This is a genomic window from Candidatus Photobacterium acropomis, assembly GCF_030685555.1.
GTDB lineage: Bacteria > Pseudomonadota > Gammaproteobacteria > Enterobacterales > Vibrionaceae > Photobacterium > Photobacterium lucens.
Genome location: NZ_CP131608.1, coordinates 1,447,214 through 1,474,114, shown reverse-complemented (window position 1 = coordinate 1,474,114; position 26,901 = coordinate 1,447,214). Strand labels below are relative to the sequence as shown.

Here is a 26,901-nt window from a genome sequence, read left to right as displayed (position 1 = left end):
TTATTGGTGTAATTTATGCATTATCACTTTTATGCGGTCGTGAGGGGGTGATATGTATAAGTTTATTGCTATTTTTATCATTTTTATATGCTCTTTCTTTAGCTATATCAATAAAGAAAATCATTTGGTTGATCGGATGGTGTTTGTTGATCGCCAATTAGCTGAAGAATCGTCATTTAATACACTTAATATTCCTCATGTTCATTTCAATGGGCTAGATGATCTCATTAGTCAGCTTAATAATAAAAAAATAACAACCATTGATATCTTCTCTCATGGTGTATCTGGTGAAATAAAAATAGGTAACGATATTATTACGTTAGATAATATCAGTCGCTATCAATCACAGCTGGAAGACTTAGGTTCACAGCTTGGTCAAACTGGTATTATTAACTTACTGGCTTGTGACTTAGGTGAAACAGATGAAGGGATTGAGTTACTGAATCAATTTTCTCAAATATCCAATGTTACAGTACTGGCATCATCGAATAAAACGGGATCCTCAGATCTCGGTGGTGATTGGGAATTAGAGCTTTCTTTTGGTAAGAAAGATATTACGTTTACACCTTTACCACAATACACATCTTATACAGGTGTATTAGCTGCTGGTGATTGTGATACATCCGGTTTGGCTGGCGCATCAACCTTTACGAATACCCAATATGCAACGATCAGTGGCTCTCCATTAACCATTCACCATATTGCTGCTGGTGGTAATGGGGTTTTTAAAAATAACCAAAGACAATCATATCAGCAAAATTCTTATTCATGTGGTGCTACATTCCCTTATATGCATGTGACAGATGGAGTATCAGGAGAATACTGTAATTATAAAGATTTTCTTATGAGTGCTGTTACAGGTACAGGGACCGAAGCCGATCCTTTTAGTGTATGGTCATCACGATATTGGGATCGCAATAATAACAATGTTTATGATAGCAATGACATTAAAATCATTACCCAAGTGACTTATGTTAATGGTGAAGATTATTTTGACCAAAGTTATTGTTTAGAATCTGCTGATAATTCAAATACGTCGAATATTGCTTTAGCGCAAGGTTTTGATACTTATTTAAATGGTGGTGACCAAGGTGCAGCATTTACTATTCCTTATGTTGACGGAACATACCAACCGGGGAGCCCACCATATACCATTGTTGGTGTAGTAAAAAACTACTCTCCAACCGATCAATTTATGGGGTATTTTGAATTAGATCGTGCATGGGACCGATATTTTTCAGGCCCGTATAGCACAATGATCAATACAAATTTCAGCAGTGCACCATTTCAGTTAGATAACACATTAGACACTAATACAGGAACCGATAATGGGATTGGTGTGCAATGGGACTTGGGCGTTGTTAACAGTGCAACAGAACATTCGGTTCGCTTATTATTTAGTACGTTAGAGGAGGCTATTTTAAGTGCAAGTGTCAATGACTATGGCGATGCGCCAGATACAGCTGCCGGAACGGGAGTAGGAAACTATCAAACGTTATCGAGTGATAATGGTGCAGGTCATAGTTTTTATGACTCAGACTCAGACACAGTGAATGATATTGTCCTTGGCCTTTTGTGGGATGACGATGATGGAAGTTTACAAAATGTTAATGCGAATGCAGATGATCTTAATAATTTAGATGATGAAGATGGCGTAACGTGGACGGATAGTTTTATTCGTGGGGGGAATACTAATATATCCGTGACAATAACGAGAGACCCAGAGACAACAGCAACAGGTCTTCGTCTTTATGCTTGGGCGGATTGGAACCAAGATGGCGATTGGAATGATGTGGGGGAACAAGTTATTGCAGATACTGCAGCTTCTGCCGCCACGCAAAACTATCCTATTGCTGTGCCTGCCACAGCAACGTTAGGTAATACTTATCTTCGAGTTCGTGTCTGTTCAGACATTGACTGTAATTCCACAACAGGTGTAGTGAATGATGGTGAGGTAGAAGATTACCTATTGACAGTAATTGCTCCTCAAATTTCAGGTTTTGTTTTTAATGATAATGGCACAGGTGGTGGTACGGCCACTAATGGTGTTAAAGATGGCGGAGAGACGGGCGTTGGTGTAACGGTGCCTGTTGTGGCATATAACACAACAACTGGTTTGTGTTATGCCGCCAATGCTGATGCGACCACAGGGGCTTACACGATCACCGTAGGTGCTGCAGGCACTTATAAAGTTTATGAAGCGATAAATGAAACCAATATAGCCTCACCAACATGTCCTCCGACTCAACCTATTGTTGATCCTGTTACTGGCACCAGCGGCGGTGGTACCATTGGTGATCCTGCTGCATATATATCATCAACACCCAATATAGTCACAGTGACAGCGGGTGTTATTACTAATGTGAATTTTGGTGATATTTCAGTAAGTAACCAATTCCCAACTTGTGATACCAATGCATATTTAACTAAAAACTCACCTCGAGAGTTGTATCAGGTGAATTTAGTAACAGCTTCTGAAACGCAATTAGGTTCAACACACTCTCCGACATACAATGGTATTGGTTATAGTGTTGCACAAAATTTATTGTGGGGGGTTTACGCGAATAGTGGGTCAACTAATTCAGATATCGTAGCTTTTGATAGTCAGCATCAGCCAGTTTTAATTTTAAATGTGCCTGAGATTAATGGGATCAGTTTTCCTGCTGGCGATGTAACGGATGACGATATCCTTGTTTTGGTTTCTGGTGGTAGTGATGGAAGACGTTTTTATTTTATTGATGTGAATCCTAATTCTGAAACTTATGGGCAATATTTAGGGCGCTCAGCTCAAACTAATATATCTCTTGGAGATATTGCGATTCACCCACTTGATACCTCAACCGCGTGGGGGGTAACAGGTAATAAACTTCTATATCGTTTTGATTTAACTATTAATACTTCTACCAACACTTATGGTGCAGCTGTTACTAATGTAGGTCAAACCAATATGTTGACGACAAGTGCAGTAGGGGCTGTGTATTTTGACAATATGGGCTTTATGTATGCATCTAATAACAATGATGGTGCATTATGGCGATTTGATTTATCGAATTTATCAGCACCAGCTGCAACGTTAGTGAATGCAACCTTTCTTACTAATGGTCAACCAGCAAGCGGTAACGATGGTGCACGGTGCCGTTATGCTCCTGTGCCGATAGACTTTGGTGATGCACCGAATACATACAGTACAAATCTGACAAATAATGGTCCTCGCCACCAAACAGACATTGGTGTGCCATATTTAGGCGTTAACAACCCAGATAATGAAAATGATGGTCAACCAACCGCAACATCAAATGGAGATGATATTAATGGCTTAACCCCTGATGACGAAGATGGTTTTAATCAGCCATCTATTACCACCGTCTTAACTGGGGGCGATAATGTTGCTCTTAACGTCCCAGTGGTGACATCGGGTAACGATAACCTCTATGGTTGGATTGATTTCGACCTTGATGGGGTGTTCAGTAACGATGAAACTGCCACGGTTGCCGTGACCGCCTCTGGTAACAGTACCTTGAATTTCACCGTCCCTGCGGATGTGCAAATCTTTGATAGTTTTGCCCGTTTACGGATTTGTTCTAGCAGTGAAACCTGTAATCTTGCCACGGGTAGTTCAGGTGACGGGGAAGTGGAAGATCACCCTATCTCACTAATGCCGCCGGGCGACTTGTCGTTAACATTAGCGCTTGATCCTGGCGTCAATGTCACATTAGGTATTCCGTTTAATGTGGTGCTCAGTGTTGAAAACATGGGCACGACGCTCGCTTTAAATACCCAAGTCTATTTACCGATCCCAGCTGGTTACAGTTTCGTTAAAGCTTATGCCGGGGATGGGGTGACTGAGATTACAACGTATGATCCGGTCACTGGCATATTAGATGTTGGTTCGGTGGGGTTTGGTTTTAATGATTATGCGGTGATCCGCTTAGCACCGCAGTCATTAACAGCCCCTGCGATTAATGCTGAAATCAGTCAAGCGAGTATCAATGATATTGATTCCACCCCGAACAATGGGTTTGGCAATGGCGAAGATGACACTGACGTGGTGACCCCGGTTATTTCCAACACGCTACAGCCGAATGTGTGTGATGCACCTGTGGTGTATGAAGGGGGGGATGCTTACCTTGCCGCTAATGGTGAATATATTGTTACTGAAGCACAACAAGCGCAAGCTGGGTATTTATGGAGTCTAGGTTATATTGATTTGAACCAAACCATGTATGCAGAGTTAGCTGTTTACCTTGGTGATCGTAATTGTAATACAGGATGTCCCGCAGGGCTTGAAGAAGGTGCTGACGGCATGACTTTTGTGTTATCTGCTGATCCGCGAGATTTAAATGCCTTCGGTGATGTTGGTGGTGCGTTAGGGGTGGATAATATTTTTGGTACACAGGCTGTCACCCCTTCGATTGTGGTTGAATTTGATACCTTTGATAACAGTATTTATGGTGAAACCAGTGATTTTGTTAACGGGGCTAACTTCATTGATCATACGGCTGTCTACCTTAACGGTGATGTTTATAATCCAAGTGCAGCAAATACACTCGTTGATGAAACAGCAGTCTCAGGCAATGAGTTAGAAGATGGTCGTTACCACATAGCCCAATTTGAATGGGAGCCGACCACTAACCAATTCACCTATTATTTAGATGGGGTCATGGTGGGGCAATTTACCCGTAATATCCGTAATGACATTGGTAACAACATGGTACGTTTCGGGTTTACTGGCAGTACTGGGCAATCTTATAACCTACAAAAAGGGTGTTTCACCAATGCTCCCGATGTTTTAGGGTCTGACTTTGGTGATGCGGTAGATACCACCGCAGGCACCGCCATTAACGATTACACCACCATTTACGATAATGATGGGGCTCACCACGTACAAGTTGATTCGGATGATAATGGCTTTATTGATTTGCGTTTGGGTAACTTGTGGGATGCAGATTTAGGGGATCTGCAAGATATCCTCTCTCGTGCTGATGACAATAATAACCTTGATGATGAAGATGGGGTGACCGCACTCACTGTTGCAACGATTGGTGAGAATTTTGATATTGCCATTAACGTGGTAGAAGATGCCGCTCGAGCCAGTACAGGGCAACGCCTCTATGCGTGGATGGATTTCAACTTAGATGGTGATTGGGACGATGCGGATGAGCAAATCATTAATCAGCCAAGTGCGGCAATTGGAATCAATAACTTCAGTGTGCTGATCCCCGCAGGGGCCATCGTTGGGCATACCTATTTACGTGTTCGTCTCTGTAGTGATGTGGACTGTAATAGTCCAGTTGGGCGAGCCAATGACGGTGAAGTGGAAGATTACCGTATCTTGATTTCAGATCTGGTGGGCAATAACCAGTGTGACTTGATCATGCAAACCATCAGACCGATTGCCTCAACGGATTACACTTACACCTCACTCGATGTGCCAAGTAATCCGATTACCTTCTCAGATATCACGAATCCAATCGCGATCACCAACCAGAATAATATCGCCAATATCAATGCGATTGGTTTTAACCGCGTCAATGGCTTGATTTACGGTACCTTTACCGACATGTCCCATGCGGACAGTACCCACCACCTGTTTGTCACCGATAAAACTGGGACCAGCTTCATTGATTTAGGGGAGATTCGAGCAGCCGCGCCGAGTACCATTCGTCGTTTGCAAGACGGGGATACCTTTACCTTTGCGGTAGGCGATTCATTGCGTAATACCGGTTACGCCTCAACGGCAGGGCCAACCGTCACATTAAGTGCCCCAATTGCAGGGGATGTGACCTCGGATGGGAGCGAGCTGATCATTTGGCGCACCACTTGGGATTCGATCGTGAAAGTGGATGTGGAAACCCAAACCTTCACCACCGTCTTAATTGATATAGCCGCTCTCGGTGGCTCATATGGCGGTGGCCCAATTAATGTCGGTGCGGATTTAGCCATCAACAGCATGACAGGTGTCGGGTATCTCCTCGATTTAGAAGGGGACACCTTATACACCATCAACCTTTCCACCGGGGCCGTAACCAGTGACACCTTAAGTTACTTTGGTGCAGAGCCAACAGTAGATACTAGCGGTAAACTGCAAGCGGGGGCGTTAGTGATGGATAACGGCATTAGCCTGTATGCCATTACCAATGGTGGTAACCATGACTCAGATACCAACAACGCCATTGATTTAAATGATCGTGCCGTGGTGTATCGCGTGAACGTGGTGACAGGGGAAGTGGAATACGTTACCGCCTCCGATCAAGGCAGTTTACAAGGTAATGATGGTGCAGGGTGTTATGACTCGACGGATTACGGTGATGCCGCCGCCACCTATGGTGAAGCGGGGCATCAATACTGGGATGCCGCGACAGATGGAACAGCAGATCTGTTGTTAGGTAGCCGTTGGGATCCTGAATTTGGGCAGTGGCTCAGTGCAGATGCATCAGGGGATGATACCAATGGTCAAGATGATGAAGATTTATCAATACCGGGACAAATCATTGTAGAAACCTTTACTAATCTCCCAATACAAGTCGTGGGGACGGGCTACGTGAACATTTGGGTGGATCTGAACAATGACGGTGACTTTAGTGATCCGAATGAGTTCTTAATTGACGATGAGTTGGTCACCCCTGGGCTCAATAATATTCCGGTCATTCTCGATGCGAACAGTGCGGAAGGGTTTAACGGTTATACCGTGATGCGGGTGCGTTTATGCTCGACCCAAAATACCTGTGACAGTGTATCGGGGCTCGTTGCTGATGGTGAAGTGGAAGATCATTGGTTTGAACTGCTCAATCGTATCGTGTTAAACGGCTTAGTGTTTGAAGATAACGGTGTGGGTGGGGCAACAGCCGCTCATGATGGCATTCAAGATGGCAGTGAAGTGGGTTTAGGTAACTTTACCGTCACCGTGACCTTTAATGATACAGGGGTAGCCGGCTATGCCACCGGAGATATCATTGCGACCGAGGTCACCTCAGGCGGTGGTACTTATCAATTTATCATCGGGGTGGATTTCTCCGGTAAAAACCTGTTACTGGATGTGGTGAAACAAGCAGATTGGATCGATATCAGTGAAGCGGATGTTACCTTGATCCCCCAAGTGAGCAGTAACAGTATGATAGACAGTCAAATGGCAGTGAATGCCAGTGCCGGGGATGAAATCTTTGGCTTAGATTTTGGTAAAGTGCGCGAGCCACGGATGGAGCCCGATAACTTCAGTGAAGCGACCCCGGGTAGTGTGGTGTTCTTCCCGCATAAATTTACCGCCGCCACCGCAGGTAACGTGAACTTTAATGTGATTAATCCAAGCACGTCACCGACAAACACCGCATGGAGTACCGTGTTGTATCACGATGTGGATTGTGATGGCACATTAAATGGGGTAGAAGCGCAAGTGGTGAACCCGGTAGCGGTGAGTGGCAACAGTACGATTTGTTTACTGAGCAAAGTGACGGTACCGGCCAATGCGACCTTAAATGCGCATTATCACTATGACATAGAAGCGAACATGGTCTTTGCTGATACCACGGGCACAGGGCATGGCATTACCCGTCTTGTGTTGGATAAAGATACTGTCAGGGCGATATTCAGTGGTTCAGGGGAATTACGCTTAGAGAAAACGGTACGCAATGTGACCCAAAACGGTCCTGTGAGCACCAGTAACCAAGGCCGCCCGGGGGATGTTTTAGAATATGTTGTTACCTATTCTAATGTTGGTTCAGGTGCTATATCAGACGTGAAAATCTTCGATGCTACTCCTGATTTTACTGAATTAGCACAGCCTGTGTTATGTAGCGATGGTACAACTCCAGCATCACTAACCTGTAATGCTGTACTTAATGGTGCCAATTTAACGGGTTATCAAGGCAATATTCACTGGGAAATGACAGGGAACTTGGCGGCAGGAGAGTCGGGCACGGTAGTATATCTTGTCGTTATTCAATAATTGCGATGCAATAATAAAATCATTATTAAAATAGGATTCGTTTGTTAAATATCTCATTGAATATATACATGAGTTTTTTGGAATAAAAATTGCTGAGTTAAAAATAGTTCTAGGCCACCAATATATTATATAGGTTAGGGAAAGAAGGGTGACTAACAATGCCTAATAAAAATATTTGGACAAAGGTAATAAGGTTATTTTTACTCTGCATAACGCTCTTATCAAGCTCAAAAATATTTGCGGCTGAAGGGGTCGGATTAGTTTATCAAAGTGATTTATTATCGATTGGTGGCATGGGGGGGGGACCTTTCCCAGTGATAAACTGTCCATCTGGTCAATTAATGACAGGGTTCGACTTTTATAATTCTAATTCTGGCGGTTCGCTTGATGGTACTGCATTAAGAGGGCGTTGCTCTTCCGTTAATGTTTCTGGTGGTGTGGCGACATTAACTTTTAGTGGCGTGACTGCATGGGGAGGACCGGCATCAGGTACTCTTTACACAGGTAATTGTCCTGCAAATCAAGCTGTAGTGGGGGTGGATGCTCAAACAACAAGTTGGCCCGTAATGGGGTGGTTTCGTCTTTATTGTGCATCTGTGTCTTTTAATGGTGGAACAAATCGGTTAGAAATCGCAGCGGCACCAGCATCACCGTCCACAGGGCTCATCGGGCCTAATCATCCATATGCGGGTGGTACCTATTACAATCGTGTTGTTGCACCTGCAGGTCAGGCACTAGCGGGTTTTGATGGCCGTTCTGGAGCAGCATTAGATTTAGTCTCATTCAAAGCTTATTCATTTGTTCAAGGTAGCTTAACGTTAAATGCCATTGTAAACCCTGGAGGTAGTGCAGTTCCTGGTGATTTTACGTTAATAGCAACAGATAGTGGAAGTGTGGCGGTAAATTTTAGCTCTGGCGATACGAGAGCTATGACGCCAAGTTCTTATACATTAAGTTGGAATGGTCCAGCAGGTTATACACTCAGTAACCTGAGTTGTGCGACGACATTTACATTAAACAACGGAGATGATGTTACCTGTACATATACATTTGATCCTCCACCTTCAATCAGTGGTTTCGTGTTTAATGATAATGGTGCTGGCGGTGGTACAGTAAGTAACGGTATCAAAGATGGAAGTGAAGCGGGTGTAGGTGTTGCGGTTCCCGTTGTTGCTTATAATGCAGCAACTGGACAGTGTTATGCAACTACAGCAAACCCTACAACAGGGGCATATACAATATCCCCTCCAGTGACAGGTACTTACCAAGTTTATGAAGCCATTAATGAAACCAATATCGCATCACCGACCTGTCCTCCAACGCAACCAACCTTAAATACCTCAACTGGCTCTTACACTGGTGGCACTATTGGTGATCCTACTAATTTTAACTCTAGTTCTGCCAATGTTGTGTCTGTAACAGCTGGCGTTGCTACAAATGTGAACTTTGGTGATTTTGCCATAAATTCATTTCCGACATGTTCAAGTTTTGCTTATTTAAGTCAGAATAATGGGGGATTAAGGGAACTTAATACTGTTAGTTTAGCAACAGGAGCAATAAATAATTTAGCTCCATCAATTACTATTGGTGGTGGTGTCGGTTATTCAATGATAACCCAGACATTAATGGCAATATCTGGTACGAATTCAATTTCAATATTAGATGGCGCATATAATACTTATATATTACCAGTATCAAATGCAACCTGGCCAAGTGAACCAAATAATGGTGATATTGATGATGATGGAATTTTATATGCACATCGACTAGGAAACTTTTACCTGGTTGATTTAAATCCAAATAGTCCAAATTATTTAACTCAGGTTGGAGTATTACCTACTATTAATACTAATTATAACGATATTGCTATAAATCCAGTTGATGGCTTTATTTATACAGTAGCAAGTGATAGCTCCCGTACGTTATATCGTTTTGATCCAAATACAGGTACTCGCACAGATTTAGGAGTATTAACGACTATTCCAGATAGTGCTTATGGTGCAATGTATTTTGATAGTGACGGGTATTTATATATTGCAGAAAACGAATCTCCAGGGCGCATTTATCGTATTGATATTTTAGACGGTACAAAATCAGCGGGGAATTACACAGCGACATTATTTACGCAAACAAATGCAGAAGCTTTTGGTAATGATGGTGCTCGATGTCCTTATGCTTCAATTCCTCTAGATTGGGCAGATGCACCTACAGTTGATGGTTATGCGACTGAATTGGTGGATGATGGTCCTCGACATTTTATTGAGGCAGCTATTCCCTATTTAGGTGCTAATTCTGCTGATGATGAAAGTGATGGTCAACCAACAGCTACTGCTAACGGGGATGATACTAATGGCTTAACCCCTGATGATGAAGATGGCTTTACTCAACCGTCGATTACCACCGTCTTAACTGGGGGCGATAATGTTGCTCTTAACGTTCCTGTAGTGACATCGGGTAACGATAACCTCTATGGTTGGATTGATTTCGACCTTGATGGGGTGTTCAGTAACGATGAAACTGCCACGGTTGCCGTGACCGCCTCTGGTAACAGTACTCTGAATTTCACCGTCCCTGCGGATGTGCAAATCTTTGATAGTTTTGCCCGTTTACGGATTTGTTCCAGTGGTGAAACCTGTAATCTTGCCACGGGTGCAGCCGGAGATGGTGAGGTGGAAGATCACCCTATCTCACTGATGCCACCGGGTGATTTATCCTTAATGCTTGATATGCAGCCGAGTGTTAATGCGACCTTGGGGATCCCATTTAATGTGGTGGTCAGTGTTGAAAATATGGGCACCACCCTCGCTTTAAATACCCAAGTTTATTTACCTATTCCTGCTGGCTACAGTTTCGTCAAAGCCTATGCCGGGGATGGGATGACTGAAATTACAACTTATGATCCGGTCACTGGTATTTTAGATGTGGGTACGGTGGGATTTGGTTTTAATGATTATGCGGTGATCCGCTTAGCACCGCAGTCATTAACGGCTCCTGCGATTAATGCTGAAATCAGCCAAGCGAGTATTAATGATATTGATTCCACCCCGAACAATGGGTTTGGTAATGGTGAAGATGATACCGATGTAGTGACCCCGGTTATTACTAACACGCTACAGCCTAATGTGTGTGATGCACCTGTGGTGTATGAAGGGGGGGATGCTTACCTTGCCGCCAATGGTGAATATATCGTGACAACGAGTACACCGAATCAGGCAGGGTATTTATGGAGCCTGGGCTATATCGATTTAAACCGCACCATGTACGCAGAGTTGGCGGTATATCTCGGTGATCGCAGTGCCAACACAGGGGGGCCTGCGGGTGAAGCTGGCGCTGATGGGATGACCTTTGTTCTCTCCGCTGATCCGCGTGATTTAAATGCGGTGGGGGATTTCGGAGGGGGACTCGGTGTTGACAATATCTTTGGTGGTCAGCGTGTTCAGCCATCCATTGTGTTTGAATTTGATACCTTTGATAACACTTTCATTGGCGCTACTGATGATGCGCTTGGTGGTCAATACATTGATCATACTGCGGTGTATTTAAACGGGGATATTTATGCGCCAAGCCCAGCGAATACGTTAATACCCGCTACGTCTGTGGCTGGGGGCGAATTAGAAGATGGGCGTTATCATATTGCTCAATTTGAATGGGAGCCTACTACCAACCAATTTACCTATTATTTAGATGGGGTCATGGTGGGGCAATTTACCCGTGATATTCGTAACGATATTGGCAACAACATGGTGCGATTCGGTTTTACGGGTAGTACCGGTGATAGCTTCAACTTACAAAAAGGGTGTTTCACTAATGCCCCTGATGTTTTAGGGTCTGACTTTGGTGATGCGGTAGATACCACCGCAGGCACCGCCATTAACGATTACACCACCATTTACGATAATGATGGGGCTCACCACGTACAAGTTGATTCGGATGATAATGGCTTTATTGATTTGCGTTTGGGTAACTTGTGGGATGCAGATTTAGGGGATCTGCAAGATATCCTCTCTCGTGCTGATGACAATAATAACTTTGATGATGAAGATGGCGTCACTGCACTGACTGTCGCCACCAAAGGGGAGAATTTTGATATTGCCATTAACGTGGTAGAAGATGCCGCTCGAGCCAGTACTGGGCAACGCCTCTATGCGTGGATGGATTTCAACTTAGATGGTGATTGGGACGATGCGGGTGAGCAAATCATTAATCAGCCAAGTGCGGCAATTGGAATCAATAACTTCAGTGTACCGATCCCCGCCGGGGCCATCGTTGGGCATACCTATTTACGCGTTCGTCTCTGTAGTGATGTGGACTGTAATAGTCCGGTTGGGCGAGCCAATGACGGTGAAGTCGAAGATTACCGTATCTTGATTTCAGATCTGGTGGGCAATAACCAGTGTGACTTGATCATGCAAACCATCAGACCGATCGCCTCAACGGATTACACTTACACCTCACTCGATGTGCCAAGTAATCCGATTACCTTCTCAGATATCACGAATCCAATCGCGATCACCAACCAGAGTAATATCGCCAATATCAATGCGATTGGTTTTAACCGCGTCAATGGCTTGATTTACGGTACCTTTACCGACATGTCCCATGCGGACAGTACCCACCACCTGTTTGTCACCGATAAAACTGGGACCAGCTTCATTGATTTAGGGGAGATTCGAGCAGCCGCGCCGAGTACCATTCGTCGTTTGCAAGACGGGGATACCTTTACCTTTGCGGTAGGCGATTCATTGCGTAATACCGGTTACGCCTCAACGGCAGGGCCAACCGTCACATTAAGTGCCCCAATTGCAGGGGATGTGACCTCGGATGGGAGCGAGCTGATCATTTGGCGCACCACTTGGGATTCGATCGTGAAAGTGGATGTGGAAACCCAAACCTTCACCACCGTCTTAATTGATATAGCCGCCCTCGGTGGCTCATATGGCGGTGGGCCAATTAATGTCGGTGCGGATTTAGCCATCAACAGCATGACAGGTGTCGGGTATCTCCTCGATTTAGAAGGGGACACCTTATACACCATCAACCTTTCCACCGGGGCCGTAACCAGTGACACCTTAAGTTACTTTGGTGCAGAGCCAACAGTAGATACTAGCGGTAAACTGCAAGCGGGGGCGTTAGTGATGGATAACGGCATTAGCCTGTATGCCATTACCAATGGTGGTAACCATGACTCAGATACCAACAACGCCATTGATTTAAATGATCGTGCCGTGGTGTATCGCGTGAACGTGGTGACAGGGGAAGTGGAATACGTTACCGCCTCCGATCAAGGCAGTTTACAAGGTAATGATGGTGCAGGGTGTTATGACTCGACGGATTACGGTGATGCCGCCGCCACCTATGGTGAAGCGGGGCATCAATACTGGGATGCCGCGACAGATGGAACAGCTGATCTGTTGTTAGGTAGCCGTTGGGATCCTGAATTTGGGCAGTGGCTCAGTGCAGATGCATCAGGGGATGATACCAATGGTCAAGATGATGAAGATTTATCAATACCGGGACAAATCATAGTAGAAACCTTTACTAATCTCCCAATACAAGTGGTGGGGACGGGCTACGTGAACATTTGGGTGGATTTGAACAATGACGGTGACTTTAGTGATCCGAATGAGTTCTTAATTGACGATGAGTTGGTCACCCCTGGGCTCAATAATATCCCGGTCATTCTCGATGCGAACAGTGCGGAAGGGTTTAACGGTTATACCGTGATGCGGGTGCGTTTATGCTCGACCCAAAACACCTGTGACAGTGTATCGGGGCTCGTAGCTGATGGTGAAGTGGAAGATCACTGGTTTGAACTGCTCAATCGTATCGTGTTAAACGGCTTAGTGTTTGAAGATAACGGTGTGGGTGGGGCAACAGCCGCTCATGATGGCATTCAAGATGGCAGTGAAGTGGGTTTAGGTAACTTTACCGTCACCGTGACCTTTAATGATACAGGGGTAGCCGGCTATGCCACCGGAGATATCATTGCGACCGAGGTCACCTCAGGCGGTGGTACTTATCAATTTATCATCGGGGTGGATTTCTCCGGTAAAAACCTGTTACTGGATGTGGTGAAACAAGCAGATTGGATCGATATCAGTGAAGCGGATGTTACCTTGATCCCCCAAGTGAGCAGTAACAGTGTGATAGACAGTCAAATGGCAGTGAATGCCAGTGCCGGGGATGAAATCTTTGGCTTAGATTTTGGTAAAGTGCGCGAGCCACGGATGGAGCCCGATAACTTCAGTGAAGCGACCCCGGGTAGTGTGGTGTTCTTCCCGCATAAATTTACCGCCGCCACCGCAGGTAACGTGAATTTCAATGTGATTAATCCAAGCACGTCACCGACAAGCACCGCCTGGAGTACCGTGTTGTATCACGATGTGGATTGTGATGGCACATTAAATGGGGTAGAAGCGCAAGTGGTGAACCCGGTAGCGGTGAGTGGCAACAGTACGATTTGTTTACTGAGCAAAGTGACGGTACCGGCCAATGCAACCTTAAATGCGCATTATCACTATGACATAGAAGCGAACATGGTCTTTGCTGATACCACGGGCACAGGGCATGGCATTACCCGTCTTGTGTTGGATAAAGATACTGTCAGGGCGATATTCAGTGGTTCAGGGGAATTACGCTTAGAGAAAACGGTACGCAATGTGACCCAAAACGGTCCTGTGAGCACCAGTAACCAAGGTCGCCCTGGGGATGTTGTGGAGTACGTAGTGACCTTTACCAACATGGGCGTTGGTGATCTCACCGATGTGAAGATATTTGACTCAACCCCGGATTTTACCGAGCTATCACAGACGGTGCAGTGCAGTGATGGGACAGTACCAGCTTCACTAACTTGTAATGCTGTTACCAGTGATGGCACTAATAGTCCTGGTTACCAAGGCAATATCTCGTGGGAAATGACAGGGAGCTTGGCGGCAGGAGAGTCGGGCACAGTAGTATATCGTGTCGTTATTCAATAATTGGAATAAAAACAATTAACCAAAGGACACTGGTTAATTGTTTTTAGACGGTGGTTTTATTTAAAAGAAATGGAACTTGCTATTGATTAATATAGGATTGTTTTTAATAAAAATATTCTTATGTGTTTTTTATAATAATCTTATTTTTGATGTTGATATTCTTTTAAAAGTATATTTGATTGATAATGAAGGAATGCTATGAATATTATTTTTCGATATTTAAGAAATATATATATTATATTTATCGCTATATTTTCTCATTATTTATCTGCTGTTCCAATTTATTGGACAGATTGGCAATCTGGTAATGCTGGAGCAGGTACTGCATCAGGGCAAATTATTACAGCAAGCTCGACAGTAACTGTTTCTTACTCACAACCTAATGGTTATAGCTTTATTCAAACGGGAACAGGTACCGATTTCTGGGTTAACCAAGGTGGTGCAAGAGATCCTGCGACATCACCTTATACCAGTGCTTTTGTTGATAATATTCCTACTCCCATAGACATTATTGCGTTGGCGTTTCAGGGTACGAACACACTGACATTTTCAGAACCTATTGCAAACCCTGTTTTTTGTTTTGTGAGTTTAAACGGTAACGGGTATTCATTTGATCGAGACTTTGAAATATTAAGTCAAACTGGTAGTGGAAATGCCTGTGGTTTTTTTGGGTGTGGTAACGTTATTAAGCAAGTCGTTGGTCCACTATATCAATTAAATGCGACAAGTGGGGAGCCACATGGTTGTATTCGCTTTACAGAAGAAGCTGCATTTTCAACTGTATCTTGGACAAGTCAAAGTAATGAAACATGGAATGGTTTTACTTTAGGGATACAGGGAACAGAAGCTGAGGTGTTCGCTGAAAAGGATTATGGTGATGCACCTGATACATCTGCGGCAACGGGTAACGGTGATTATCAAACATTAGATGCTAATAATGGGGCAAGCCACGCTATTGTTGATACAGATTCAGATACTCAGGTTGATATTACACTAGGTATATTATGGGATGGCAATGATGCTGGTAATGATGGAACATTACAAAATGTAGCAGCTACTGCCGATGATCTTGATAATATTGATGATGAAGATGGTGTGTCATGGACGGGAAGTTTTATTCGAGGAGGTAGTAATAATCTTTCTGTGACTATAACTAAAGATCCAGAATCAACGTTAACTGGATTAAGGCTTTATGCGTGGGTGGATTGGAACCAAGATGGCGATTGGAATGATGCTAGTGAACAAGTCATTTCTGATGTTGCAGCAACCTCTTCAACGCAGAGTTATCCTATTCCGATTCCCTCGACAGCGACTTTAGGTAATACCTATCTTCGAGCTCGTGTTTGTTCTGATGCTGATTGTAATACTCCCAATGGTGCAGCAGATGATGGTGAAGTCGAGGATTATTTACTTACTGTCGTCGCTCCCCAAATATCTGGCTTTGTATTTAATGATAATGGTAGTGGTGGTGGTACTGCTACAAATGGTACGAAGGATGGTGGTGAATCTGGATTAGGGTTTGCTGTTCCTGTTGTCGCCTATAATACAGCGACTGGGCAGTGTTATGCTACAAATGCGGACGCAACGACGGGAGCATACACTATTTCTGGAGGTGTAGCAGGTACTTACCAAGTTTATGAAGCCATTAATGAAACTAATATTGCCTCACCGACCTGTCCACCCACACAATCAACATTAAATACAGCTACAGGTGCTTATTCTGGTGGCACTATTGGCGATCCTAATAACTTTCACTCTAGCTCTGCAAATGTGGTTTCTGTTACAGCAGGTGTAGTCTCAAATGTGAACTTTGGCGATTTTGCGATCACACCTTATCCTACGTGTAGTTCTGATGCCTATCTATTAAGAAACAATCCAACAGACATTACTGGTGTAAACCTCGCAACAGGGGTAGTGACACCATTATTTAATGATGTATTACCAAGTGGAACTGGGGTATTTGGTGGTACTGGCTATAACGTTATTACTAATACATTATTTGGTGATAATACGAATAATGACAATACCGTGTTGATGGTTGATGGGGCTGGTAATGCTTTTGTACTCCCTATTACTGGCAGTACGATGACGGTTGGTAATTATAACAGTGGCGATATCGATGATGATGGAGTGCTGTTAGTAATGACAAGTAGCGGTACATCATTATTCAAAATTGATGTTAATCCTAATAGTACGACCTATTTACAGCAAATAGCAGAAATAGCGGTTTCTGCTCCAGTAATGGCGGATATGGCAATCAACCCTGTTGATAATATGCTGTATACATTAACACCATCAGGCAGTTTAGTACGTTTCGATCCAACGACGGGGGCGAGAACGAATTTAGGCTCAGTTGGCACTGAGGGTGTTACAAGTGTTGGTTGGGGGGCTGTGTATTTTGATGATCAAGGCTTCTTATATGCCTCTCAAAACCCTAGCCCTGGTCGTATTGTTCGGATTGATATATCTAACCCTACACTACCAGCAAATAGCTATGTTGCTGTTGATTTTACTCAGATGAATGCTTCAACCTCGCAAAATGACGGTGCTCGCTGTCGTTTCGCTGATTTACCATTGGATTGGGCTGATGCACCCATAGTTGATGGTTATGCGACTGAATTGGTGGATGATGGTCCTCGTCACCTAACTGACATTGGTGTGCCATATTTAGGCGCTAACAACCCCGATAATGAAAATGATGGTCAACCAACAGCTACCGCTAACGGGGATGATACCAATGGCTTAACCCCTGATGATGAAGATGGCTTTACTCAACCGTCGATTACCACGGTATTAACTGGCGGTGATAATGTTGCCCTTACTGTACCTGTGGTGACATCGGGTAATGATAACCTTTATGGTTGGATTGATTTCGACCTTGATGGGGTGTTCAGTAACGATGAAACTGCCGCGGTTGCCGTGACCGCCTCTGGTAACAGTACTCTGAATTTCACCGTCCCTGCGGATGTGCAAATCTTTGATAGTTTTGCCCGTTTACGGATTTGTTCCAGTGGTGAAACCTGTAATCTTGCCACGGGTGCAGCCGGAGATGGTGAGGTGGAAGATCACCCTATCTCACTGATGCCACCGGGTGATTTATCCTTAATGCTTGATATGCAGCCGAGTGTTAATGCGACCTTGGGGATCCCATTTAATGTGGTGGTCAGTGTTGAAAATATGGGCACCACCCTCGCTTTAAATACCCAAGTTTATTTACCGATCCCTGCTGGTTATAGCTTTGTTAAAGCCTATGCTGGGGATGGGATGACGGAGATTGCGACTTATGATCCGGTCACTGGTATTTTAGATGTGGGTACGGTGGGATTTGGTTTTAATGATTATGCGGTGATCCGCTTAGCACCGCAGTCATTAACGGCTCCTGCGATTAATGCTGAAATCAGCCAAGCGAGTATTAATGATATTGATTCCACCCCGAGCAATGGGTTTGGTAATGGTGAAGATGATACCGATGTAGTGACCCCGGTTATTACTAACACGCTACAGCCTAATGTGTGTGATGCACCTGTGGTGTATGAAGGGGGGGATGCTTACCTTGCCGCCAATGGTGAATATATCGTGACAACGAGTACACCGAATCAGGCAGGGTATTTATGGAGCCTGGGCTATATCGATTTAAACCGCACCATGTACGCAGAGTTGGCGGTATATCTCGGTGATCGCAGTGCCAACACAGGGGGGCCAGCGGGTGAAGCTGGCGCTGATGGGATGACCTTTGTTCTCTCCGCTGATCCGCGTGATTTAAATGCGGTGGGGGATTTCGGAGGGGGACTCGGTGTTGACAATATCTTTGGTGGTCAGCGTGTTCAGCCATCCATTGTGTTTGAATTTGATACCTTTGATAACACTTTCATTGGCGCTACTGATGATGCGCTTGGTGGTCAATACATTGATCATACTGCGGTGTATTTAAACGGGGATATTTATGCGCCAAGCCCAGCGAATACGTTAATACCCGCTACGTCTGTGGCAGGGGGCGAATTAGAAGATGGGCGTTATCATATTGCTCAATTTGAATGGGAGCCTACTACCAACCAATTTACCTATTATTTAGATGGGGTCATGGTGGGGCAATTTACCCGTGATATTCGTAACGATATTGGCAACAACATGGTGCGATTCGGGTTTACGGGTAGTACCGGTGATAGCTTCAACTTACAAAAAGGTTGTTTCACCAATGCACCCGATGTTTTAGGGTCTGACTTTGGTGATGCGGTAGATACCACCGCAGGCACCGCCATTAACGATTACACCACCATTTACGATAATGATGGGGCTCACCACGTACAAGTTGATTCGGATGATAATGGCTTTATTGATTTGCGTTTGGGTAACTTGTGGGATGCAGATTTAGGGGATCTGCAAGATATCCTCTCTCGTGCTGATGACAATAATAACTTTGATGATGAAGATGGGGTGACCGCACTCACTGTTGCAACGATTGGTGAGAATTTTGATATTGCCATTAACGTGGTAGAAGATGCCGCTCGAGCCAGTACAGGGCAACGCCTCTATGCGTGGATGGATTTCAACTTAGATGGTGATTGGGACGATGCGGGTGAGCAAATCATTAATCAGCCAAGTGCGGCAATTGGAATTAATAACTTCAGTGTACCGATCCCCGCCGGGGCCATCGTTGGGCATACCTATTTACGCGTTCGTCTTTGTAGTGATGTGGACTGTAATAGTCCGGTTGGGCGAGCCAATGACGGTGAAGTCGAAGATTACCGTATCTTGATTTCAGATCTGGTGGGCAATAACCAGTGTGACTTGATCATGCAAACCATCAGACCGATCGCCTCAACGGATTACACTTACACCTCACTCGATGTGCCAAGTAATCCGATTACCTTCTCAGATATCACGAATCCAATCGCGATCACCAACCAGAGTAATATCGCCAATATCAATGCGATTGGTTTTAACCGCGTCAATGGCTTGATTTACGGTACCTTTACCGACATGTCCCATGCGGACAGTACCCACCACCTGTTTGTCACCGATAAAACTGGGACCAGCTTCATTGATTTAGGGGAAATGCGAGCAGCCGCGCCGAGTACCATTCGTCGCCTGCAAGATGGGGATACCTTTACCTTTGCGGTAGGCGATTCATTGCGTAATACCGGTTACGCCTCAACGGCAGGGCCAACAGTCACATTAAGTGCCCCAATTGCAGGGGATGTGACCTCGGATGGGAGCGAGCTGATCATTTGGCGCACCACTTGGGATTCGATCGTGAAAGTGGATGTGGAAACCCAAACCTTCACCACCGTCTTAATTGATATAGCCGCCCTCGGTGGCTCATATGGCGGTGGCCCAATTAATGTCGGTGCGGATTTAGCCATCAACAGCATGACAGGTGTTGGGTATCTCCTCGATTTAGAAGGGGACACCTTATACACCATCAACCTTTCCACCGGGGCCGTAACCAGTGACACCTTAAGTTACTTTGGTGCAGAGCCAACAGTAGATACTAGCGGTAAACTGCAAGCGGGGGCGTTAGTGATGGATAACGGCATTAGCCTGTATGCCATTACCAATGGTGGTAACCATGACTCAGATACCAACAACGCCATTGATTTAAATGATCGTGCCGTGGTGTATCGCGTGAACGTGGTGACAGGGGAAGTGGAATACGTTACCGCCTCCGATCAAGGCAGTTTACAAGGTAATGATGGTGCAGGGTGTTATGACTCGACGGATTACGGTGATGCCGCCGCCACCTATGGTGAAGCGGGGCATCAATACTGGGATGCCGCGACAGATGGAACAGCAGATCTGTTGTTAGGTAGCCGTTGGGATCCTGAATTTGGGCAGTGGCTCAGTGCAGATGCATCAGGGGATGATACCAATGGTCAAGATGATGAAGATTTATCAATACCGGGACAAATCATTGTAGAAACCTTTACTAATCTCCCAATACAAGTCGTGGGGACGGGCTACGTGAACATTTGGGTGGATCTGAACAATGACGGTGACTTTAGTGATCCGAATGAGTTCTTAATTGACGATGAGTTGGTCACCCCTGGGCTCAATAATATTCCGGTCATTCTCGATGCGAACAGTGCGGAAGGGTTTAACGGTTATACCGTGATGCGGGTGCGTTTATGCTCGACCCAAAATACCTGTGACAGTGTATCGGGGCTCGTTGCTGATGGTGAAGTGGAAGATCATTGGTTTGAACTGCTCAATCGTATCGTGTTAAACGGCTTAGTGTTTGAAGATAACGGTGTGGGTGGGGCAACAGCCGCTCATGATGGCATTCAAGATGGCAGTGAAGTGGGTTTAGGTAACTTTACCGTCACCGTGACCTTTAATGATACAGGGGTAGCCGGCTATGCCACCGGAGATATCATTGCGACCGAGGTCACCTCAGGCGGTGGTACTTATCAATTTATCATCGGGGTGGATTTCTCCGGTAAAAACCTGTTACTGGATGTGGTGAAACAAGCAGATTGGATCGATATCAGTGAAGCGGATGTTACCTTGATCCCCCAAGTGAGCAGTAACAGTGTGATAGACAGTCAAATGGCAGTGAATGCCAGTGCCGGGGATGAAATCTTTGGCTTAGATTTTGGTAAAGTGCGCGAGCCACGGATGGAGCCCGATAACTTCAGTGAAGCGACCCCGGGTAGTGTGGTGTTCTTCCCGCATAAATTTACGGCCGCCACCGCAGGTAACGTGAACTTCAATGTGATTAATCCAAGCACGTCACCGACAAACACCGCATGGAGTACTGTGTTGTATCACGATGTGGATTGTGATGGCACATTAAATGGGGTAGAAGCGCAAGTGGTGAACCCGGTAGCGGTGAGTGGCAACAGTACGATTTGTTTACTGAGCAAAGTGACGGTACCGGCCAATGCGACCTTAAATGCGCATTATCACTATGACATAGAAGCGAACATGATTTTTGCTGATACCACGGGCACAGGGCATGGCATTACCCGCCTTGTGTTGGATAAAGATACTGTCAGGGCGATATTCAGTGGTTCAGGGGAATTACGCTTAGAGAAAACGGTACGCAATGTGACGCAAAACGGTCCTGTGAGCACCAGTAACCAAGGTCGCCCTGGGGATATTGTGGAGTACGTAGTGACCTTTACCAACATGGGCGTTGGTGATCTCACCGATGTGAAGATATTTGACTCAACGCCAGATTTTACCGAGCTATCACAGACGGTGCAGTGCAGTGATGGGACAGTACCTGCTTCACTAACTTGTAATGCTGTTACCAGTGATGGCACTAATAGTCCTGGTTATCAAGGCAATATCTCGTGGGAAATGACAGGGAACTTGGCGGCAGGAGAGTCGGGCACAGTAGTGTACCGTGTGTCTATTCAATAATAAGCGAGTAATGCAATAGGTACAGTATGTTGAATTCGCTTCGAACGCTATTGTAATACTCAGTACACATATTATTTTTTCTATGACTGGTTTTATTTAGGGAATTCCTGATTTTAATCCACCTTAATATCAAAATTTATGTTTCCAACAGTATGGAATTAATTAGCATATAAATATTTTTTATATGCTAATTGTATTGATTATTATAAGTGATAATCAATTTAAATAATAAGAAATAATATTATTTTTAAAAATTCTATCGTGTTTTTTCTTGTTTTAAATAAATGAGTTTTAACTTTGATATTCTGTTTTTAATTTTATTTATAGGCTTTTTTGAATATTGGTTTTTCTTGTAAATAAGATAAATAAATTAGATTTGTTGTTTAAAATTATTCTTGTTGTGATTTGTTTTACTTGATTGAATTTTGCAAATAATAAATTTTCAAATTGCATTCAAATCACTTATATAAAAATAAAATCGTTTAATAATAAAAGACTTTTTGTTGGCACGTAAATAGCATTAATCCTATTGCAATGTAAATTAATTAATGAGGTGTATTGTGAAAAAGCTATTGTTAATTGTTTTTGCTGCAGTGGTGATGTCTTTTTCTGTATTTGCTGAAAAGGAAGTTGAACCACTGTCAAGCCAAATGGACGCATATGTTGTTACTTTTAATAAAGATGGAGATGAAGAGTTAAAACCAGCTGTTGAAGTTTATCCTAAAGATAAGATTGAATATAAATTAACTTATACTAATAACACAGAACAAGAGTTAAAAGGTTTAGTTATTACTGGACCAATTCCTCAAAATACCTTTTTTGTTTCCGGCACAAATAACACAAAAATTAATTCTGATTTTGTTGTAAGTATTGATGGAGGCAAAACATTCGAACCGGAACCAGTAAAAAGAATAGTAATGAAAGACGGTAAAGAAGTTGAAGTTATTATTCCGCCAGAAAAATACACGGCAATTCGCTGGATGCCAAATGTTCCTATTAACGCAAAGGAAAAACAAATTTTCACTTATCGTATCGAAGTTAAATAACCGATAAGTGATTGCACTACCCCATGCTTATAGCAAGGGTTTAGCTACATTATCGTAAATTAAATTAACGACCTTAAAAGGTAACCACTTTATGAATACGCATTTAAAACCTATATCTCGATGGGTTGCAGCGGGTCTCATAATGATAGGTGCAGGTACACTTACTAGCCAAGCCCTTGCATCTACAACTCAAGCTGGTGTTGAAATTAAAAACGAAGCGAAAGTTGATTATGAAGATGCGTTGGGTAATACCTATCAGGCATTTTCTAATGAAGCAGTAGTAAAAGTAGCACAAATTTATTCAGCTACGTTAAAAGATGACTTTGACGATACAGCAGCCGCTGGTCAGATTAAGTATATCGTTCATGAGATAACGAATACTGGTAATGGTCCTGAAGACTTTACACTTTCGTATGCTCAAAACTTACCTGGTACTGATCCACGTGGCCCAGATGATATTGATGCCGCAAGTATTACTATGTACTGGGATGAAAACGGTACGGGTAGACCTGATAATGGCGAAGCTGCGTTAGCGAGTGACTCTGTTGTTACCATTCCTGCTGGCGAAACTTATTACTATATCTTAGCGGTTGAAGTACCAAGCTCTGCGGCTGTCGGTGATAAAATTGGTGTCACATTTACAGCTCAAGCTCATGAAGGTACAGGTGCTCCAGTTCCTAATGCTGTGACAGATATTGGTGCGAATAATGATGGTGCCGATGATACAAATGGCGACTTAATCACTATCACTAACGATGCTGTTATTAATGTGAATAAGACAGCAAATGAAATCAAAGGTGGTACAGAGTCAAGTACAGGTATCGATGTCGATGGTGATCCTGGTACGGATTTAGCCGTAAACATCATTAACTACAGCATTGTAGCGTCGAATACAGGTAATACTGCTGCAACTGATGTACACATGTTTGATGGTATTCCTGATGGTACTACCTTGATTCCAACGTCACTTTCTAGCCCAGGCTTAATTGCTGCTGATGGTGATACTGTGGTGACAAGTGTTGCTAACTTAACGGATGAGACCGCATTAGGGGTTGATCTTGACCAAGACGGTGGTACGTTAGAAAACGGCGGTGAAGCTGCAATTGCTGGTGGGCTAGATCTTAATCATAATGGTGATGCAACTGATGCTGTCGTACCTGGTGTATATGCTATCGATAACTCATTACCTTCAGGTGCAACGGTTTCAATGAACTTCTCGGTTTGGTATTCACCAAATCTTGTTGAAGGTGGATCATCAATTGATAACCAAGCTTATATCTGTGCTAACTTAAATGGTGGTGCGGGTGATACTGATTACGTTGATGATAACGAGTGTGGTAGCACAACTAAGCCTGGTCCAATCACGACGAATCCAACTCCGATTACAACTGAAAATACCTATGGCGGTACGATTACCGATACTGGTACGAACGGTCCATCCACCAGTGGAAATGGTGGTGATGATGATGGTACTGATGATGGCGTACAAACTGTAGATAATGCTTCTGCAGGTAGTGATGTATTCTTCTATAACTTGATTACTAATACAGGTAATAGCACAGATACATTTAACCTAACGATAGCGAATGGTCCTACTAACCCATACCCTGCAGGCACGACCTTTAAGTTCTTGGACGCAACAGGTGCAGGTCCATTAGTTGATACCAATAGTGATAGTATTGCTGATACTGGTGCTATATCACCTTCAACTTGTGTGGCAGCAGGCGATCCAGCAACGACTATTGATGGTATTACAGTTGCTTGTAACCAAACATTAGTGCGTGTAGTGGTAAGTTTACCTGCAAGTGCGAGTGGTGGTCCGTTTGAAGCGACGACAACAGCAACTTCAGTGAATGATAATACACAAACAGACTCTAAGATTGAGCGTTTGACAAGTGTTACTCCTCCAACAGTTGATATCTCAAATACACCATTTACTCCTGCAACCATGGCTGCAGCAACCAATGTCGACCCTGTTGATGTTTCTGATGGTGTGTTAGATGCAGATGGTACACCTGCTGATGATATCGCGACTGTATTTAATGATCCTGCGTTAGGTACAACGGTGACTGCGCCGTTATACATTGCTAACAAAGGTGGCGGTCAAGACTCATTCACGCTAGCAGCAGAAGGTAGCTATGATGCAGGTACCAATTCTTGGTTAACAGCATTACCTGATGGATGGGTTGTGAAATTCATCGATATGGGTATTGATACCACTGGTGACGGTAACGCTGATATTCCAGGTACTGGTCAGCAAATCTTCTCAACTGCACAAATTCCACCGAATTCTGTACAGTTCATTAATGCTGAAATTACCATTCCTTCAGATCCGCTAAAAGCACTTGCAGATAGTCAACAACCATCAGTTATTGATGCTAATACTGATGGTGATCTAGATTATATTATCTCTATCAAAGTAACATCTGCAAATTCAGGTGCAACTGACCGTAAGGTGGAAGCAATTGATGTTCAATCAGCGAAAGCGATCGCTATTACTCCACCAACAGGTCAAAACCAAGTTGAGCCAGGTGGTTCTGTTATCTACGACCATGTGTTAACTAATACAGGTAACACAACGGAAACAGATATCAAGCTAACCTCAGTTGATGACAACGGCTTCACTCATATCATTAAGATCGATACTAATGGTGATGGTGATCCTGATACAGCACTAACGGCATTGTGTCCTGCACCTCGTAATCTTTCAGTTGAAGGTAGTGATGGTACAGTTCAAACCATTGAGCTAACTTGTCTACCTGACAATACACCAATGTTCCAACTAGAGCCTGGTGAAAGTATCCCAATGGAAGTGACGGTATTTGGCCCTTCTGATGCTGCACCAGGTAGTGTGAACTTAACAACAATTACAGCTGAGTCTGATTCAGATAGTACGCTAACTACGTCTGCTGAAGATACAACTGAAATTGTTCGTGGTCAGGTTCGTCTATACAAATATGCAGCACCAGATGCGACTTGTGATGGCACCGCTGATACTAAGTTCACGCAGTACTTTGAAGGTATCGAACCTCAACAATGTGTGATTTGGATGCTGGTAGCTTGGAACCAAGGTCAAACTCCAGCGCTAAATACAGTGATTTCTGATGCTGTACCAGAGAATACAACGTATGAGACGACTCAGCCGCTACAAGACTGTCGTCTAACTACAGATGTAGCTGTTTCAGTAACGCCTACAGATGCAGGATATCCAATTGACACTACACAAGAAGCTGATTTAGGTAACCTATGTTACCCAACTGCAGCAACGGGTGCGGATGTTACTGGTGCTGAAACTGGCGGCAACGTTACATACGATGCAGCTACGTTAGCTCCTGGTGATAAAGCAGTAGGTATCTTTACTGTTAAAGTTGATTAATAACCAACTCATTATAAGCCTCCCTTAATTGGGAGGCTTATTAAACCTATTTATTTAAATACGTTTAATAAGCCTATCTTTCTTTGAATTATTAGCCAGTGGAGAGCGCTTATGGCACTCTTAAATTTTATGTCTAAAATGAAAAGCTTTTTTATATTCATTTTATTATGTATGAGTTCATATGCATTTTCTATT

At 43.9% G+C, this 26,901-nt stretch carries 5 protein-coding genes; all 5 read left to right on the top strand.

Features of this window, described 5'->3' with window-relative positions:
- Positions 1-52 precede the first annotated feature (52 nt).
- The 5 genes from Q7657_RS06540 (at position 53) to Q7657_RS06520 (ending at position 26,706) form a co-directional block, all read left to right on the top strand.
- Positions 53-7,942, top strand: a complete 7,890-nt coding sequence (locus Q7657_RS06540; RefSeq protein ID WP_498827012.1) for a GEVED domain-containing protein — start codon at positions 53-55, stop codon at positions 7,940-7,942.
- Positions 7,943-8,100: 158 nt separating this feature from the next.
- Complete coding sequence (locus tag Q7657_RS06535) at positions 8,101-14,919, top strand: GEVED domain-containing protein (protein WP_498827009.1); 6,819 nt, start codon at positions 8,101-8,103, stop codon at positions 14,917-14,919.
- A 198-nt stretch (positions 14,920-15,117) separates the two neighbouring features.
- Positions 15,118-22,284, top strand: coding sequence for a GEVED domain-containing protein (locus tag Q7657_RS06530; RefSeq protein ID WP_498827005.1), 7,167 nt, complete (start codon positions 15,118-15,120; stop codon positions 22,282-22,284).
- A 560-nt stretch (positions 22,285-22,844) separates the two neighbouring features.
- On the top strand, positions 22,845-23,330 hold the full coding sequence (locus tag Q7657_RS06525) for a hypothetical protein (protein WP_053989414.1): 486 nt from the start codon (positions 22,845-22,847) through the stop codon (positions 23,328-23,330).
- Between the two features lie 91 nt (positions 23,331-23,421).
- The gene (locus tag Q7657_RS06520; protein WP_258178269.1) at positions 23,422-26,706 is read left to right on the top strand and encodes a hypothetical protein; all 3,285 of its coding nucleotides are present in this window, start codon (positions 23,422-23,424) and stop codon (positions 26,704-26,706) included.
- Positions 26,707-26,901 lie beyond the last annotated feature (195 nt).

Coding starts and splice junctions, on each gene's coding strand:
- Q7657_RS06540 (WP_498827012.1), top strand. CDS start 53: ATGTATAAGTTTATTGCTATTTTTATCATTTTTATATGCTCTTTCTTT.
- Q7657_RS06535 (WP_498827009.1), top strand. CDS start 8,101: ATGCCTAATAAAAATATTTGGACAAAGGTAATAAGGTTATTTTTACTC.
- Q7657_RS06530 (WP_498827005.1), top strand. CDS start 15,118: ATGAATATTATTTTTCGATATTTAAGAAATATATATATTATATTTATC.
- Q7657_RS06520 (WP_258178269.1), top strand. CDS start 23,422: ATGAATACGCATTTAAAACCTATATCTCGATGGGTTGCAGCGGGTCTC.